The 14,483-nt window shown below is 64.6% G+C and carries 14 protein-coding genes; 5 read left to right on the forward strand and 9 right to left on the reverse strand.

Features of this window, described 5'->3' with window-relative positions:
• Positions 1–109 precede the first annotated feature (109 nt).
• Positions 110–1,267 carry a DUF2865 domain-containing protein gene (locus H8A92_RS21640; RefSeq protein WP_229197616.1) on the forward strand — a complete coding sequence of 386 codons (1,158 nt, stop codon included), beginning with the start codon at positions 110–112 and terminating at the stop codon, positions 1,265–1,267.
• Positions 1,268–1,270: 3 nt separating this feature from the next.
• Here H8A92_RS21640 and H8A92_RS21645 read toward each other — a convergent pair whose 3' ends face one another.
• The 3 genes from H8A92_RS21645 to H8A92_RS21655 all read right to left on the reverse strand — a co-directional run bounded on the left by H8A92_RS21645 (position 1,271) and on the right by H8A92_RS21655 (position 5,021).
• Positions 1,271–3,016, reverse strand: coding sequence for an NAD+ synthase (locus H8A92_RS21645; RefSeq protein ID WP_229197617.1), 1,746 nt, complete (start codon positions 3,014–3,016; stop codon positions 1,271–1,273).
• Between the two features lie 234 nt (positions 3,017–3,250).
• Positions 3,251–3,604, reverse strand: a complete 354-nt coding sequence (locus H8A92_RS21650; RefSeq protein ID WP_163159605.1) for a diacylglycerol kinase — start codon at positions 3,602–3,604, stop codon at positions 3,251–3,253.
• A 28-nt stretch (positions 3,605–3,632) separates the two neighbouring features.
• Positions 3,633–5,021 carry a class II 3-deoxy-7-phosphoheptulonate synthase gene (locus H8A92_RS21655; RefSeq protein ID WP_229197618.1) on the reverse strand — a complete coding sequence of 463 codons (1,389 nt, stop codon included), beginning with the start codon at positions 5,019–5,021 and terminating at the stop codon, positions 3,633–3,635.
• 146 nt (positions 5,022–5,167) lie between these two features.
• Between H8A92_RS21655 and H8A92_RS21660 the strand changes: the two genes are divergently transcribed.
• Together H8A92_RS21660 and H8A92_RS21665 are read left to right on the forward strand one after the other, a co-directional pair.
• Positions 5,168–6,094, forward strand: coding sequence for an alpha/beta hydrolase family protein (locus H8A92_RS21660; RefSeq protein ID WP_229197619.1), 927 nt, complete (start codon positions 5,168–5,170; stop codon positions 6,092–6,094).
• A gap of 1,304 nt (positions 6,095–7,398) precedes the next feature.
• Positions 7,399–9,159, forward strand: a complete 1,761-nt coding sequence (locus H8A92_RS21665) for an adenylate/guanylate cyclase domain-containing protein (RefSeq protein WP_229197620.1) — start codon at positions 7,399–7,401, stop codon at positions 9,157–9,159.
• A 177-nt stretch (positions 9,160–9,336) separates the two neighbouring features.
• Here H8A92_RS21665 and H8A92_RS21670 read toward each other — a convergent pair whose 3' ends face one another.
• From H8A92_RS21670 to H8A92_RS21695, 6 genes are all read right to left on the reverse strand, one after another.
• On the reverse strand, positions 9,337–9,690 hold the full coding sequence (locus H8A92_RS21670) for a cupin domain-containing protein (protein ID WP_229197621.1): 354 nt from the start codon (positions 9,688–9,690) through the stop codon (positions 9,337–9,339).
• A gap of 70 nt (positions 9,691–9,760) precedes the next feature.
• A complete protein-coding gene (locus H8A92_RS21675) occupies positions 9,761–9,970 on the reverse strand; it encodes a DUF2934 domain-containing protein (protein ID WP_229197622.1) in 210 nt (69 codons plus the stop codon).
• A gap of 258 nt (positions 9,971–10,228) precedes the next feature.
• Positions 10,229–11,614 (reverse strand): glutathione-disulfide reductase, encoded by a 1,386-nt coding sequence (gor, locus tag H8A92_RS21680; RefSeq protein WP_229197623.1) that lies wholly within the window; start codon positions 11,612–11,614, stop codon positions 10,229–10,231.
• Between the two features lie 65 nt (positions 11,615–11,679).
• Complete coding sequence (locus tag H8A92_RS21685) at positions 11,680–12,216, reverse strand: DUF2059 domain-containing protein (protein ID WP_229197624.1); 537 nt, start codon at positions 12,214–12,216, stop codon at positions 11,680–11,682.
• 23 nt (positions 12,217–12,239) lie between these two features.
• Positions 12,240–12,938 carry a ribose-5-phosphate isomerase RpiA gene (rpiA, locus tag H8A92_RS21690; protein WP_229197625.1) on the reverse strand — a complete coding sequence of 233 codons (699 nt, stop codon included), beginning with the start codon at positions 12,936–12,938 and terminating at the stop codon, positions 12,240–12,242.
• A 61-nt stretch (positions 12,939–12,999) separates the two neighbouring features.
• Complete coding sequence (locus tag H8A92_RS21695) at positions 13,000–13,182, reverse strand: hypothetical protein (RefSeq protein WP_229197626.1); 183 nt, start codon at positions 13,180–13,182, stop codon at positions 13,000–13,002.
• Positions 13,183–13,288: 106 nt separating this feature from the next.
• Between H8A92_RS21695 and H8A92_RS21700 the strand changes: the two genes are divergently transcribed.
• Both H8A92_RS21700 and H8A92_RS21705 read left to right on the forward strand, forming a co-directional pair.
• Complete coding sequence (locus tag H8A92_RS21700; protein ID WP_229197627.1) at positions 13,289–13,969, forward strand: HAD hydrolase-like protein; 681 nt, start codon at positions 13,289–13,291, stop codon at positions 13,967–13,969.
• Positions 13,970–14,128: 159 nt separating this feature from the next.
• Positions 14,129–14,483 (forward strand): hypothetical protein (locus H8A92_RS21705; RefSeq protein WP_229197628.1); only part of this gene is annotated, 355 nt, incomplete at its 3' end.

Here is a 14,483-nt window from a genome sequence, read left to right on the forward strand (position 1 = left end):
CGACGTGACGCTGCCCCGAGAAACGGCTATTGCAGGCAACCTTTGCAAGGGGACCTTGGCCGCGCGCCTTGGCGTTGATCGCCGCGCGGCGTCGTTTTAATGGCCGGATATGCCCAATAGCTCCCGTTATCGCTTCTCCCGCTGGTTTCTGACTTGCGCCGTTCTGGCGGGCATCGCCCTGCCCGCCACGGATGCCCTGGCCCAGGTGCCCCCTGGCCCGCCCGGCCCGGCTCCGCAGGGCGCGCCGCAGGCCAACCCGATGTGCAGCCGGCTCGAGGGCCAGCTGGCGGCGATCGATCGCGGCGGCGGCGATCCGGCAAGGGACGAGCAGATCCGCCGCTATCAGGACGCGGCAACCCGGCAGCAGGGCGAGCTCGATCGCGTCACCGCGCAGGCGCGGCGCATGGGCTGCGACAGCTCCGGGTTCCTCTCTCTCTTCAACAACAATTCGGCGCAATGCGGTCCGGTCAACAACCAGATCCAGCAGATGCGCGCCAATCTCGACCAGATGACCGCCAATCTCGAGCGCCTGCGCACCGGCGGGCTCGGCGGTGCCGACCGCGAGAACCAGCGCCGTTCGGTCCTGACCGCACTGGCGCAGAACAATTGCGGCCCGCAATACGCCGCGGCCGCAGCGCGTGGCCCAGGCAACTTCCTCGAGAACCTGTTCGGCGGCGGCGGTGGCGGCAGCAATCCCAACAGTCAGCTGCCTCCGCCCGACGCGCAATATGGCGCACAGTCCGGCACCTTCCGCACCGTCTGCGTCCGCACCTGTGATGGCGCCTACTTCCCGATCTCGTTCGCGACCAGCCAGGCGCGCTTTGCCGCCGATGAGCAGATCTGCAAGGCGCAGTGCCCGGCCGCGGAGGCCAGCCTGTTTACCTATCGAAATCCCGGCGAAGACATCAACCAGGCGGTCTCGATCAACGGCCAGTCCTACTCGGCCCTGCCGAACGCCTTCAAGTACCGCACCGAGTTCAACCCGTCGTGCTCCTGCAAGGCGGCCGGCCAGAGCTGGGCGGAGGCGCTGAAGGCTGTCGACGACCAGGCGGCCGCCGCGCAGCAGGGCGACATCATCGTCACCGAGGAGAGCGCGCGGAAGATGCAGCAGCGCGCGCAGACCAAGTCCGCCGCCGGCAAGAAGGGCGCGCCGGCAGCAGCCGTTCAGCAGCCGGCGGCCGCCGACGCCACGGCCCCGGCCGCGCCTTCCAGCGACGGCCAAATCCGCACAGTCGGCCCGACCTTCATCCAGCAGAAGAAGCAGTAAGGCTTAACCTTCGAACGCCTCCGCCGACGCGCGCGAGCCGCGCGTCACCAGCTTGTCGTCGGGCTCCGGCAGCGCCTTGCCGAAGTCGCGGAAGCGGTTGGTGATGGGATAGCGGCGGTCGCGGCCGAAATTCTTGCGCGTCACCTTCACCCCCGGCGCGGCCTGCCGCCGCTTGTATTCGGCGATGTTGAGCAGGCGATCGATGCGGGTTACCACGTCGGGATCGAAGCCGGCTTCGATGATGGTCGCAAGCGGCTCCTCGCGCTCGACGAGCCGTTCGAGGATCGCGTCCAGCACGTCGTAGGGCGGCAGCGAATCCTGGTCGGTCTGGTTCTCGCGCAACTCGGCGGTCGGCGGCCGGATGATGATGTTGACCGGGATCACCTCGCCCGAAGGCCCGAGCGCGCCGTCCGGCTTCCAGGCATTGCGCAGGCTCGACAGGCGGAACACCTCGGTCTTGTAGATGTCCTTGATCGGGTTGAAGCCGCCGTTCATGTCGCCGTACAGCGTGGCGTAGCCGACCGACATTTCCGACTTGTTGCCTGTGGTCACCACCATGGCGCCGGTCTTGTTGGAGATCGCCATCAACAGCGTGCCGCGGGCACGTGCTTGCAAATTCTCCTCGGTGATGTCGCGCTCCAGCCCAGCGAACACCGGCGCCAAAATCTTCTCGAAGCCGTTCACGGCGTCCGCGATCGGCAGGATCTCGTAGCGGATGCCGAGCGCAGCGGCGAGCTTGGCGGCATCGTCGAGCGAGACCTGCGCGGTGTAGCGGAACGGCAGCATCACGCCGCGCACCTTGTCGGCGCCGAGCGCATCGACCGCGATCGCCGCGCACAGCGCCGAATCGATGCCGCCGGAGACCCCGAGCAACACGCCGGGAAAGCCGTTCTTGCGGACATAGTCGCGCAGGCCGAGCACGCAGGCCGCGTAATCCGCCTTGTCGCCTTCGGGCTGCGCCGTGATCGGCCCGTTGCAGCGCCAGCCGTCGGCGGTCTTGCGCCAGGTCAGCGTCGTGATGTTCTCCTCGAACGCCGGAAGCTGCGCCGCGACCGAGAGATCGGCATTCAGCGCGAACGAGGCGCCGTCGAAGATCAGCTCGTCCTGACCGCCGACCTCGTTGAGATAGACCAGCGGCAGGCCGCTTTCGGTGACGCGCGCCACCACGATCGAGAGCCTGAGATCCGCCTTGTCGCGGGCATAGGGCGAGCCGTTCGGCACCACGAGGATCTCGGCGCCGGTCTCGGCGAGACATTCGACGACGTTCTCGTAGTCCTCTGATTCCTCGAGCCAGATGTCCTCGCAGATCGGCACGCCGATCCGCACGCCGCGCACCGTCACCGGCCGCGCGGCGCGCGCGAACAGCCGCTTCTCGTCGAACACGCCGTAATTCGGCAGATTGGCCTTGAAGCGCAGCGCGGCGATGCGGCCGCCGTCGAGCAGTGCGCAGGCATTGTAGAGCTTGCCGTCCTCGACCCAGGGCGTGCCGATCAGCATGGCCGGGCCGCCGTCCTTGGTCTCTCGCGCCAGTTCCTCGATCGCGGCGCGGCAGGCCGACTGGAACGCCGGCTTCAGCACCAGATCCTCCGGCGGATAGCCGGCAACGAACAGTTCCGACAACACTACGAGGTCGGCGCCGTCGGCCTTCGCCTTATCGCGCGCGGCACGCGCTTTCGCGGCGTTGCCGGTGACGTCGCCGACCGTCGGATTGAGTTGCGCCAGGGTGATCTTGATCTGTTGTTCGCTCATACTGTTATGTTGTCCCGCACAAGGGCAAACTTCAATGGTCGTCCGGTCATGGTGCGCTTGCAGAAATCGCACCGGGAACGCAGTCGCCGGGCCCGATCAGCGCGACCGAATGGCCCATCTTGCTCAGATGTCGCACAGCGACGCGGCGATCCATTCGTCCGCGTATGCGGAGCGATGGATTGCTTCGCTGCGCTCGCAATGACGAGGATGGGTCCATGTTTTGGTTGCCTGGAATCAGAACGCGCCCAAGCGCTCGGCCAGCGCGAACAGCCAGAACAGCCCGGCCATGATGAGCGCGACGCCGACGGCGGCCGAGCCCATGTCCTTGACCCGGCCGATCTGCTGATCGTGATCCATCGTCAAACGGTCGGCGAGCTTCTCGATCGCGGTGTTGAGCAGCTCGATCACGAGCACCAGCACCACGGTCGCGACCAGCTCGACCCGGCGCATCACGGTGGCGCCGACCAGCCAGGCCAGCGGCACCGACAGCACCAGTGCCACCACCTCCTCGCGAATCGCCTGCTCCGAGCGAATGGCGAAAGCCAGCCCGTTGCGCGAGTTGATGGTGGCTCGCCAGAACCTCAGCAAGTCACTGCCCCCAAATCACTGCCCCAAATCACAGTCCGGCAGCGGCCGGCATCGGCTTGACCTTGCCGGCGCGCTCCTGCTTCAGCAGCTCGGCGATCAGGAAGGCCATGTCGATCGACTGTTCGGCGTTGAGGCGGGGATCGCAGACCGTGTGGTAGCGGTCGTTGAGGTCCTCGTCGGTGATGGCGCGCGCGCCGCCGATGCATTCGGTGACGTCCTGCCCGGTCATCTCCAGATGCACGCCGCCGGCATGGGTGCCTTCGGCCGCATGGATCTGGAAGAACGACTTCACCTCCGACAACACGCGGTCGAACGGCCGCGTCTTGTAGCCCGAGGTCGAGGTGATGGTGTTGCCGTGCATCGGATCGCACGACCACACCACCTTGCGCCCCTCGCGCTGCACCGCGCGGATCAGGCCGGGCAGATGGTCGCCGATCTTGTCGGCACCGAAGCGGTTGATCAGCGTCAGGCGTCCCGGCTCGTTGTCGGGGCTGAGCACGTCGATCAGCTTCAACAGCTCGTCCGGCTTCAGCGACGGACCGCATTTCAAGCCGATCGGGTTCTTGATGCCGCGGAAATATTCGACATGGGCGTGGTCGAGCTGGCGGGTGCGGTCGCCGATCCAGATCATGTGGCCGGAGGTCGCGTACCAGTCGCCGGTGGTGGAATCGACCCGCGTCATCGCCTGCTCGTAGCCGAGCAGCAGCGCCTCGTGGCTGGTGTAGAAATCGGTGGCGCGCAGCTCGGGATGGCTCTCGAGATCGAGGCCGCAGGCGCGCATGAAGTTCAGCGCGTCCGAGATGCGGTCCGCGAGCTCCTTGTAGCGGCGGGACTGCGGCGAATCCTTCAGGAAGCCGAGCATCCATTGATGCACGCTGCCGAGATTGGCGAAGCCGCCGGTGGCAAACGCGCGCAGCAGGTTCAGCGTCGCCGCGGACTGGCGATAGGCCATCAGCTGGCGCTGCGGATCGGGAATGCGCGCTTCCGGCGTGAAGGCGATGTCGTTGACGATGTCGCCGCGATAGCTCGGCAGCTCGACATCGCCCTGTTTCTCGGTCGGCGACGACCGCGGCTTGGCAAATTGCCCGGCGATGCGGCCGACCTTCACCACCGGCAGCGCGCCGGCATAGGTCATGACCACGGCCATCTGCAGCAGCACGCGGAAGAAGTCGCGGATGTTGTTGGCGCCGTGCTCGGCAAAGCTCTCGGCGCAGTCGCCGCCCTGGAGCAGGAAGGCCTCGCCGTCGGCGACCCGGCCCAGCGCCTTCTTCAGGCTGCGCGCCTCGCCTGCGAACACCAGCGGCGGAAAGGTCGCGAGCTGGGCCTCGACGTCGGCCAATGCCTTGGCATCGGGATAATCGGGCACCTGCAGCACCTTCTTGGCGCGCCAGCTATCGGGTGTCCACCGCTCGGACATGAGGTCAACTCCTGAGCAAAAACCGCGACTTAATCGACGGGAAAGCAGGGCTTATACACAGCCGCCCGCTCCCCCGCTAGAAGGAATCCTGCAATCCCGTCAAACTCTTGCAGGAAAATGCGAATTCGCATTTGCTGGACCATACCATGAATGCCAGCCAAATTGCCGTGGCCCAGGCCACGCTGGACGACGTTTTTAGCGACGACATCGTCGTGCCAGCGGCGGACGGCTATCCGCTGGCCGCGACGCTGTTCCTGCCGCGCGGCAGGAAGCGCCATGCCGTCCTGATCAATTCGGCGACCGCCGTGCCCCGCAAGGTCTATCGCGGCTTTGCCGGCTACCTCGCCCGCCGCGGCGCGGCGGTCGTGACCTACGACTACCGCGGCACCGGCGACTCGAGGCCGATGGCGGCGACCGGCCTCAACAAGCCGAAGTCGCTCGCCGGCTTCAAGGCCACGATGGCGGACTGGGCCGCGCTCGACGCCACCGCGGCCGTGAGCTGGATGCGCGAGCGCTACCGCGACCTGCCCTTCGCCTATGTCGGCCATTCCTTCGGCGGCCAGGCGCTCGGGCTCCTTGCCAACAACACCGAGATCCCGCGCGCGCTCTTGATCGCCGCGCAGGCCGCCTGTTGGAAGCTGATGGCCTCGCCGGAGCGCTACCGCGTCGTCGCCTTCATGAACGGCATCGGCCTGCCGCTGGCGCGCACGCTCGGCTATGTGCCTGCGTGGGCCGGCCTCGGCATGGACCTGCCGCGCGGCGTGTTCGAGCAATGGCGAGGCTGGGTGATGCGCGAGCGCTACCTGCTCGACGACACGACACTTGCCGCGCGCGAGAATTTTGCAAAGTACAAAGGCAAGCTCCGCGCCTTCAGCGTGACCGACGACAGCTGGGCGACGCGGCCCGCGGTCGAACTGCTGTGCTCCGCTTTCACCGCGACCACGCCGGAGATCGTCTCGATCCGCCCCGCCGACGCCTGCGTCAGCAAGATCGGCCATTTCGGCTTTTTCCGCAGCGACCACCGCGACACGCTGTGGCGCGGCGCCGCGGAGTGGCTCGAGGCGGAGCGGTAGCTTCGAATTCTCATCACCGTCGTCCTGGCGAATGCCAGGACCCATAACCACCGAACGTGCTTGCGAACGGGATCGTGGCCCCGGCGTCGCGCAACAACAGGCATTTGGGGTAATGGGTCCTGGCTTTCGCCAGGACGACGAGGCCGATGGTTCTCGCGCGATGCGATGCACCACTATTGCACGTCTCATCGCGGTGTCATCGCCCGGCTCGACCGGGCGATCCAGTACGCCGCGGTTCATCGATTCAACAATGGCTGCCTCTGGAATACTGGATCGCCCGCCTTCGCGGGCGATGACAGTCGTGGGTGAAGACGCAGCTTCGCATTCTCGCGACATGAATCGTCCGAGCTTTTGCATTTCGTTTCGCCGCTCCTTCAACAGAGGGCGCAGGGAAAGCCGGGTGCCGATCGCACCCATGGGTCCGGTGCAATAAAAAAGCACCGGAGGTCGGACCACAGGTGTAACCGGAAACATCCCGGCTTTCCCTGCGCGATGGGTTACGGCTTATACGTGCTCTCCCCGGTGAGACTGGGCTTGCTTGTCACCGTCCGTGCATGACGCAACGCGCCTTGCACGAAGACACCTGCCGCTAGGGCGTCAGGACCACACGATTTCGCCGTCCACCTCAGCCACGCGTCGTCACTCGCGACCTGGGCGTCCACCGCATCCCACCGCAACACTCCTGACGATGCGCAGCGCCCCTCGATCGGGTGAGACGCGCATATTGAACATCTGAGTTGGGTCAAACGCCAAGCGGAATATTTTCTTAGCGAAGACTGGACAGGGGTGATCGTATTGATTGGACTGGGAAATTTCTTGTTTTGGTACAAAAGCCAATAGACCACTTAGATTTTATACAACCGGCCGCGTTGGCTCTTCGCCTTCCTACAAGTGACATCTTCGCATTTCGATGGCTGGCGTTTGTCGGCGTTGCGAAACTTCAACTCGGTGCGGATGTGGAGGCGGCCTCTTGGTTGCGCCGGAGTATCGAGGTGAATCGCAATTTTCCCCTAGCGCATTTCATTCTTGCCGCGGCGCTGGCTCTACCCAGGCGCTTGGCTGAGGCGAAGGGCGCCACGCAAGCGGGGCTTGGGCTCAACCATCGCTCACCGTCCGCCGCTTCCTTCGGTCAATCAGCGATCCGCCGCATTCTGTCGGACGCAAGCGCTTAGTTGAGGGCATGCGATTAGCTGGGGTGCCTGAACCAATGTTTCTCGACGGCGACGTTGACCCTGCGGGTTGACGTGGGTCGCTCCTCCCCCCAGACTGCTCAGGTTGGCATTGGGGCACGCATGTCAGACCCTATGGCAGTCAGCCGACGCCTCGTCGCCGTCTTCGCAGCAGATGTGGAGGGCTACAGCCGCCTCATGGGCGTTGACGAGGTCGGCACGCTCAAAGGGCTGACCGAACGGCGCGCAATCCTCGACAGGATCATTAGGGAGAAAAGGGGCCGCATAGCCAATACGGCGGGCGACAGTGTTCTCGCGGAGTTCGGAAGCGCCGTGGACGCCGTACAATGCGCGGTGGAGGCACAGACTGCCTTGGCCGAAGCGAACGCCAGTCTCACACCTGACTGCCGCATTCTCTTCCGCATCGGTATCCACATCGGTGACGTAATGGTGCGCGCCGGAGACCTCTTCGGAGACGGCGTGAACATTGCTGCGCGGCTGCAGTCGATCGCGAAGCCGGGAGGCGTGTGTATCTCCGGGGCCACGTACGATCAGGTGCGCAAGGTCTTGCCGATGACCTTTTTGGACCTTGGCGTTCATCAGGCGAAGAATATTCAGGAGCCAGTCAGGGCCTATCAGGTGGCTGCATCAATTCAAGAGCAAGCGGCTCCTGCACATGTTGCTGAGGCCGAGAGCCCGCCTGCGTTGCCCGACAGGCCTTCCATTGCGGTGCTTCCTTTCCAAAATATGAGCGGCGACCCCGAGCAGGAATACTTCGCGGACGGAATGGTTGAAGAAATCATCACCGCGCTCTCACGGTTCAAATGGCTCTTCGTGATCGCTCGCAATTCGAGCTTTACGTTCAAGGGCCAAGCCGTCGATGTAAAGGAGGTGGGACGAAGGCTCGGCGTGCGCTATGTCCTTGAGGGATCTGTGCGCAAGGCAACGGGGAAGGTTCGGATCACCGGCCAGTTGATCGACGCGACTAGGGGCACGCATATATGGGCAGACAGGTTCGAGCGCGACTTGACCGACGTTTTCGCTCTTCAGGACGAAGTCACGGTCGCTGTTGTCTCCGCTATCCAGCCAAAGTTGCTTCAAACAGAAATTGGACTAGCGGCGCGGCGGCGATCAGAAAATCCTACCGCATATGATTTCTACCTCCGAGCAATACAGTCGTACTACTCAACAACCCCTCAAGGACTGGCGGAAGCGATCCATCTTGCTCGTCGTGCCTTGGAGCTGGACCCTCGGTTCGGGTTTGCCGCTGCTCTGGCTGGTGCCTGTCACATGCGAAATGTCCTTTTGGGCTATTCGGTCAATCCTCGATTCGACAGGGAGGAAGCAATTCGGCTTCTTCGCTTGGCATTGAGCATCGACGATGACGATCCGGACGCAGTGGCAACGGCTGCGATGACATCGGCCTACATGGTGGGCGATTATGAAAGTGAAATTGAATTGGCTGACCGGGCGGTTGCGCTTAACCCGAATTCGTTTGCAGCATGGAGCTGCAGAGGCCAAGTCTATCGAATTGCAGGACTGCCGGAGGAAGCAATCCGGAGCTTCGAGCGTGCCATTCGCATGAGCCCCGTAGACCCACGGCTGCACCTGATGTTTATGGGGATGGGGCAAGCCCTGACTGAACTACGTCGCTTTGACGAGGCCATCGCCGCCGCAAAGAAAGCCTTGCGTCAGAACCCTTCCAATCCGTTGGCTCACCGCAATCTCGCATCCGCCTTCGCTCATCTCGGACGTGATGCTGAGGCCCGTGAGGCCGCGGCGCGCCTGCTTGAGGTCGACCCCACCTTTACAATTTCGGCATTCATCGCCCGGGGCGGGCAATCAAATTCGACGGTATTGATCGAGGGTCTTCGCAAAGCCGGGTTGCCCGAATAATACCGGCGTGTCCCCTCGTTCCCTCTGGTGAACACGCTTCCATGTGGTCATCGAGGCAAGGAGGGGGCAAAGTCGCGCGCGAACAGCGAAGTTTGGCGAGGAGCGATCTGCTTGTTCTTGATTTTCAGTGTCTTCACAGATTGCCCTTCGTCTCCCCTAGGGAGCGCCGCTCCAACCTCACACCACCTTCCGCGCCGCCGCCGTCGCCCTGTCCCCCGTGTTCGGCGTCCCCGTCGGCTCGATCAGCAGCAGGTGCACCTCTTCCCGCGCGACGGGGCGGTGCTCGACGCCTTTCGGCACGACGTACATCTGACCCGGCTTCAACGTGACGGTGCGGTCGCGCAGCTCGATGTCGAGCACGCCTTTCAGCACCAGGAAGAAATCGTCGGTGTCGTCATGCTTGTGCCAGACGAACTCGCCCTCGACCTTCACCACCATGACGTCGCAGGCGTTGAATTGCGCCACCGTGCGCGGCGACCAGTGATCAGAGAATGTCGACAGTCTTTGCGAAAGATCGATCGCGTCGCTCATGATGCCTCCGGCTCCAAGCCTGCCTGTGAGGCCAGCCTGCCGGGGTCGTTAGCTCAGCTGCGCGACGCACTCAATGCACGCCCCTTAACTTCTCCGGATATGTGGTCGGCCCGTGCTGCCCGTTCTTATCGCAATGCGCTTCGCCGTTGGCGGCCTTGCGCGCCAGCAGTTCCTTTTCGGCCTGGTACCAGAGCTGATCCATGTTGCCGTGCGGTTCGCCGGCGTCCTTCCACAACTCGTACGCGCGGGTCCGAATCTCCTGCTCGGTCGGGCCTGTCATGAGCAGCTCCCTCAATCCGTTGAATTCATTTGCTTGAAAAATGAACTTCTGGTTCGGCACAAGGTTCCAAACGGCTGTACCCCTTCCCGGCCCTCCAATTCTGCGGGATTTGGCCGCCAAAGCAATGCTGTATTGGCGCCGCGCAACGGTAAAATCTGTCTTCCCGCCTTGCTCTCGCGGAAACGAGGACGTCGACGCCCGGCGGAGGTCGGGCATCGCAAGTTGCGATTCCCTGCGACGCGCCGCGTTGTCGCGCCCCTACTCCGCCGCCTGGCGCACGTGGCGCGCGGTGGGCGTCCGCATCGTCACCAGCTCTTCCGATGCGGTCGGATGCAGCGCGACGGTGGCGTCGAAATCGGCCTTGGTCGCCTTCATCTTCACGGCGATCGCGATCGCCTGCGTGATCTCGGCAGCGCAGTCGCCGACGATGTGGCAGCCGAGCACCCGGTCGCTCGAGCCGTCGACCACGAGCTTCATCAGCACGCGGGTGTCGCGGCCGGACATCGTAGCCTTGATCGGGCGGAAATCGGTCTTGTAGATATCGACGTGGGAAAACTGCGCCCGCGCCTCTTCCTCGGTGAGGCCGACGGTGCCGACCTCGGGCTGCGAGAACACCGCGGTCGGGATCGTGGCGTGGTCGACCTGCACGGGCCGCTTGCCGAACACGGTGTCGGCGAAGGCATGGCCCTCGCGGATCGCGACCGGGGTCAGATTGGTGCGGTGGGTGACGTCGCCGACCGCGTAGATGTTGTCGACCGAGGTCTTCGACCAGCCGTCGACCTGGATGCCGCCATTGGCGGGATTGATCGCGACGCCTGCCGTCTCCAGTCCGAGATTGGCGACATTGGGATGCCGGCCGATCGCGAACATCACCTGGTCGGAGGCGATGCTGGAGCCGCTCGACAGATGCGTGGTGAAATCCTTGCCGTGCTTGTCGACCTTCGCCACCGTGCAGCCGGTGATGATGGTGATGCCGCGCTTCTCCATCTCGGCGCGGACATGCTTGCGCACGTCCTCATCGAAGCCGCGCAGGATGTTGTCGCCGCGATAGACCACGGTCACATCGGAGCCGTAGCCGGCGAAGATGCCGGCGAATTCCAGCGCGATGTAGCCGCCGCCCTGGATCACGATCCGCTTCGGCAGCTCCTTGAGGTGAAACGCCTCGTTGGAGGAGATCACGTGCTCGATGCCGGGAACCTGGGGCCCGTGATTGGGCGCGCCGCCGGTCGCGATCAGGATGTATTTCGCGGTGATCTTCTCGCCGGTGGCGAGCCGGAGCGTGTGGGCATTCTCCAGCACCGCACGGGTCTTGACGATCCTGGCGCCCGACTTCTCGACGTTGCTGGTGTAGGCGCCCTCGAGCCGGGCGATCTCCTTGTCCTTGTTGGCGACGAGGGTGGCCCAGTCGAACGAGACCTGGCCGATGCTCCAGCCGAAGCCGGCCGCATCCTCGATCTCCTGGTGGACGTGGCTGCCGATCACGAACAGCTTCTTCGGCACGCAGCCGCGGATCACGCAGGTGCCGCCCATCCGGTACTCTTCGGCGACCATGACCTTCGCGCCGTAGTTGGCAGCGATGCGAGCGGCACGAACGCCGCCCGAACCACCACCGATGACAAACAGATCGACGTCAAACTCGGCCATGGCAACCTCTCTCTTCCTCCTCGCCCCGCGAGCGGGGCGAGGTCATAAGCATATAGGTATCGTTTTCAGATATCCTTGCCGCGCTTCTTCATCTCGGCCTTGAACTGGCCGTTGACGATCACGCCGAATTGCTGCGCCCACTGCTGCATATATTGCAGCGAGCCGTTGATTGCGACCGGCTCGGCGGTCAGCAGCTTCTGGCCGAGCGGCGTCTTGTAGAACGTCACGAGATCCTTCAGCTCCTGCTCGGTAAACTCGGCGGCGTAGATCTGCGCCATGCCTTCGCCGATCTCCTTCTCGGTGCCGCCGAACTGCTTGGCAACGACCACCGCGACCTCATCGAGATCCTTCTGGTAGTTCAGGTACTGCTGCAACAGACCGGTCTTGGTCTTCTCGATGATTCCGGGGACGGCGCCGTTGTACATCACCGCGACGTTCTTCATCGCCAGGATTTCCTTGGCGTACCCGATCGCCGCGGGGGTCGATTGCTTGACCTTCGGCATGGGCGGCAGCTGCGGCTGCTGCGCCATCGCCGGTGCGGTGGCGAGCGCCAGTCCGACCGCCAGGGTCGCTGCCGACAAAAGTCCCGAAAAACGCTTCATTCCAAGTCTCCTTGCTTGCGGCGCTATCGCCGTTCAACAACCCGAATTCCCTGTGCGCCGGCCAGAACGGCGACGCTGCCAAGCCCGATGAACAGACCGTGTTCAACCACACCCGGAATCACGCTGAGCAAACCGGCGAGACGCGGCGGGTCGCCGATCCGGCCGAGGTGCGCATCGACGATCCAGTGGCCGCCATCGGTGACAAAAACGTGACCGTCCTTGCCCTTACGGACGACCATTTGGCCGGACACGCCGGCTTCCTTGAACGCCCGCGCCATCGCGGCCTGGGTCGCGGCGAGCCCGAACGGGATCACCTCGACCGGCAGCGGAAAGCGGCCGAGCACGTCGACCCATTTGCTGTCGTCGGCGATCACGATCATCCGATCACTGGCGGCCGCCACGATCTTCTCGCGCAACAGCGCGCCGCCGCCGCCCTTGATCAGATTGAGCGCGGGGTCGATCTCGTCGGCGCCGTCGATGGTCAGGTCGAGATGATCGACCTCGTCCAGCGTGGTCAACGGCACGCCGCAGCGGATCGCATCCGCGCGGGTCGCCTCCGAGGTCGGCACGCCGATCACCTTCATGCCTGACCGGACCTTGTCGCCGAGCAGTTCGACGAAATGCTTGGCGGTGGACCCGGTGCCGAGCCCGAGCTTCATGCCGTCGCGCACCTCTTCGAGCGCGCGCGCCGCCGCCTGGCGTTTCAGTGCGTCCATGTCCACGGCCGATAGCCCCCGGTTGTCCGTTACGGGCGCGCCATCGGGCGGCCCGGCGGGCGCATATCTAGCGTCGTTTTGCGGACAGGAACAGCGCCATCCGGACCGGTCTTTGGGCCGAAACGGCGTCCATCGCGGCCAAAATCGCCGAAAAGCGCTCCTCGACCTCGGCCCGCATCCCGGGATGGGTGAAAATGTAGAACCGGTCGTCGCGGATCGCGGCCAACGCCTGCGCCGTTGCAGACGACATGGACCTTGCCGAAGGCGAGGAGCGAGGCATGACGGCCTCCCCAGTTTCATAGCACGCGCACATCTACCCTTGCATCGCGGCGCACGGCCCGATAGCCAAAAGCATCATGCCCGCCTCCTCTCCCCCCATCATCGTCTTCGATCTCGACGGCACGCTGGTCGACACCGCGCCCGACCTGATCAGCGCGCTCAATTACGTGCTCGACCGCGAGGGCCTCGCGCCGGTGCCGCTGTCGGCGGCGCGCAACATGATCGGTGCCGGTGCGCGCAAGCTGCTGGAACGCGGGCTCGAGGTGGACGGACGCGGGGTCAGCGTCGGCGAACTCGACCGTTTGACCGCGGATTTCATCGACTATTACGCCGAGCACATCGTCGACGGCTCGCGCCCGTTCGACGGGCTGGAGACCGCGCTCGACCGGCTCGCGGCCAACGGCCATCGCTTTGCGGTGTGCACCAACAAGCTGGAGTGGCTGTCGAAGCTCTTGCTCGACCGGCTCGGCCTGACGCCGCGCTTTGCCGCGATCTGCGGCCAGGACACCTTCGGCGTCGCCAAGCCCGACCCGGCGTTCCTGCGCGAGACGGTGGCCCGCGCCGGCGGAAAGCTGCCCGGCGCCATCATGGTCGGCGATGCCGGCCCCGATGTCGGGGTCGCAAGGCGGGCGCAGGTGCCGGTGATCGGGGTCGATTTCGGCTATACCGACGTCCCGATGACCGAGCTCAAGCCGGATCGGCTGATCAGCCATATGCGCGATCTGCCGGCTGCCGTGGCCGCCCTGATCGCCGCGTAATTTTCCGCAACACACTGATATCTCTTGGCAATATTTTGCCATGCGATTTTGCTGTTAACCATCCTTTAACGAGCAGGCCTCCCCCCGTTGCGCCTCTGTTCCGACGCCCCTATGGTCCGCGCGGGGATTGTGGCTGATTGCCGCAGTAGAGTGTGGATCATGCGTCGTATCATCGTCATCGCGGCCGCCGGGCTGAGCCTGGCCGGCTGCTCCTCCTTTTCACTGGATTCGTTCAAGTCGGCGCCGCCGCCGATGCAGGTGCAGCTGGACTCGGCGCCGCAGGGCGCGGATGCCGTGACCTCGCTCGGACCGGGCTGCAAGACGCCCTGCTCGGTGTCGGTCCCGGCGCCGGAGGCCAACTTCACCGTCACCTTCAACATGCCGAAGTTCCAGCCGGCGACGGTGCCGGTGACCGTCACGCGCGCACCGGGCGACTTCACGAGCCCGGCGACGACCACGCTCGATCCGAGCCCGGTGTTCGCCGAGCTGCAACCCGCCGGCCCGCCGCCGCGCG

Origin of the sequence: Bradyrhizobium acaciae, from assembly GCF_020889785.1 — a bacterium.
GTDB classification, from domain to species: domain Bacteria; phylum Pseudomonadota; class Alphaproteobacteria; order Rhizobiales; family Xanthobacteraceae; genus Bradyrhizobium; species Bradyrhizobium acaciae.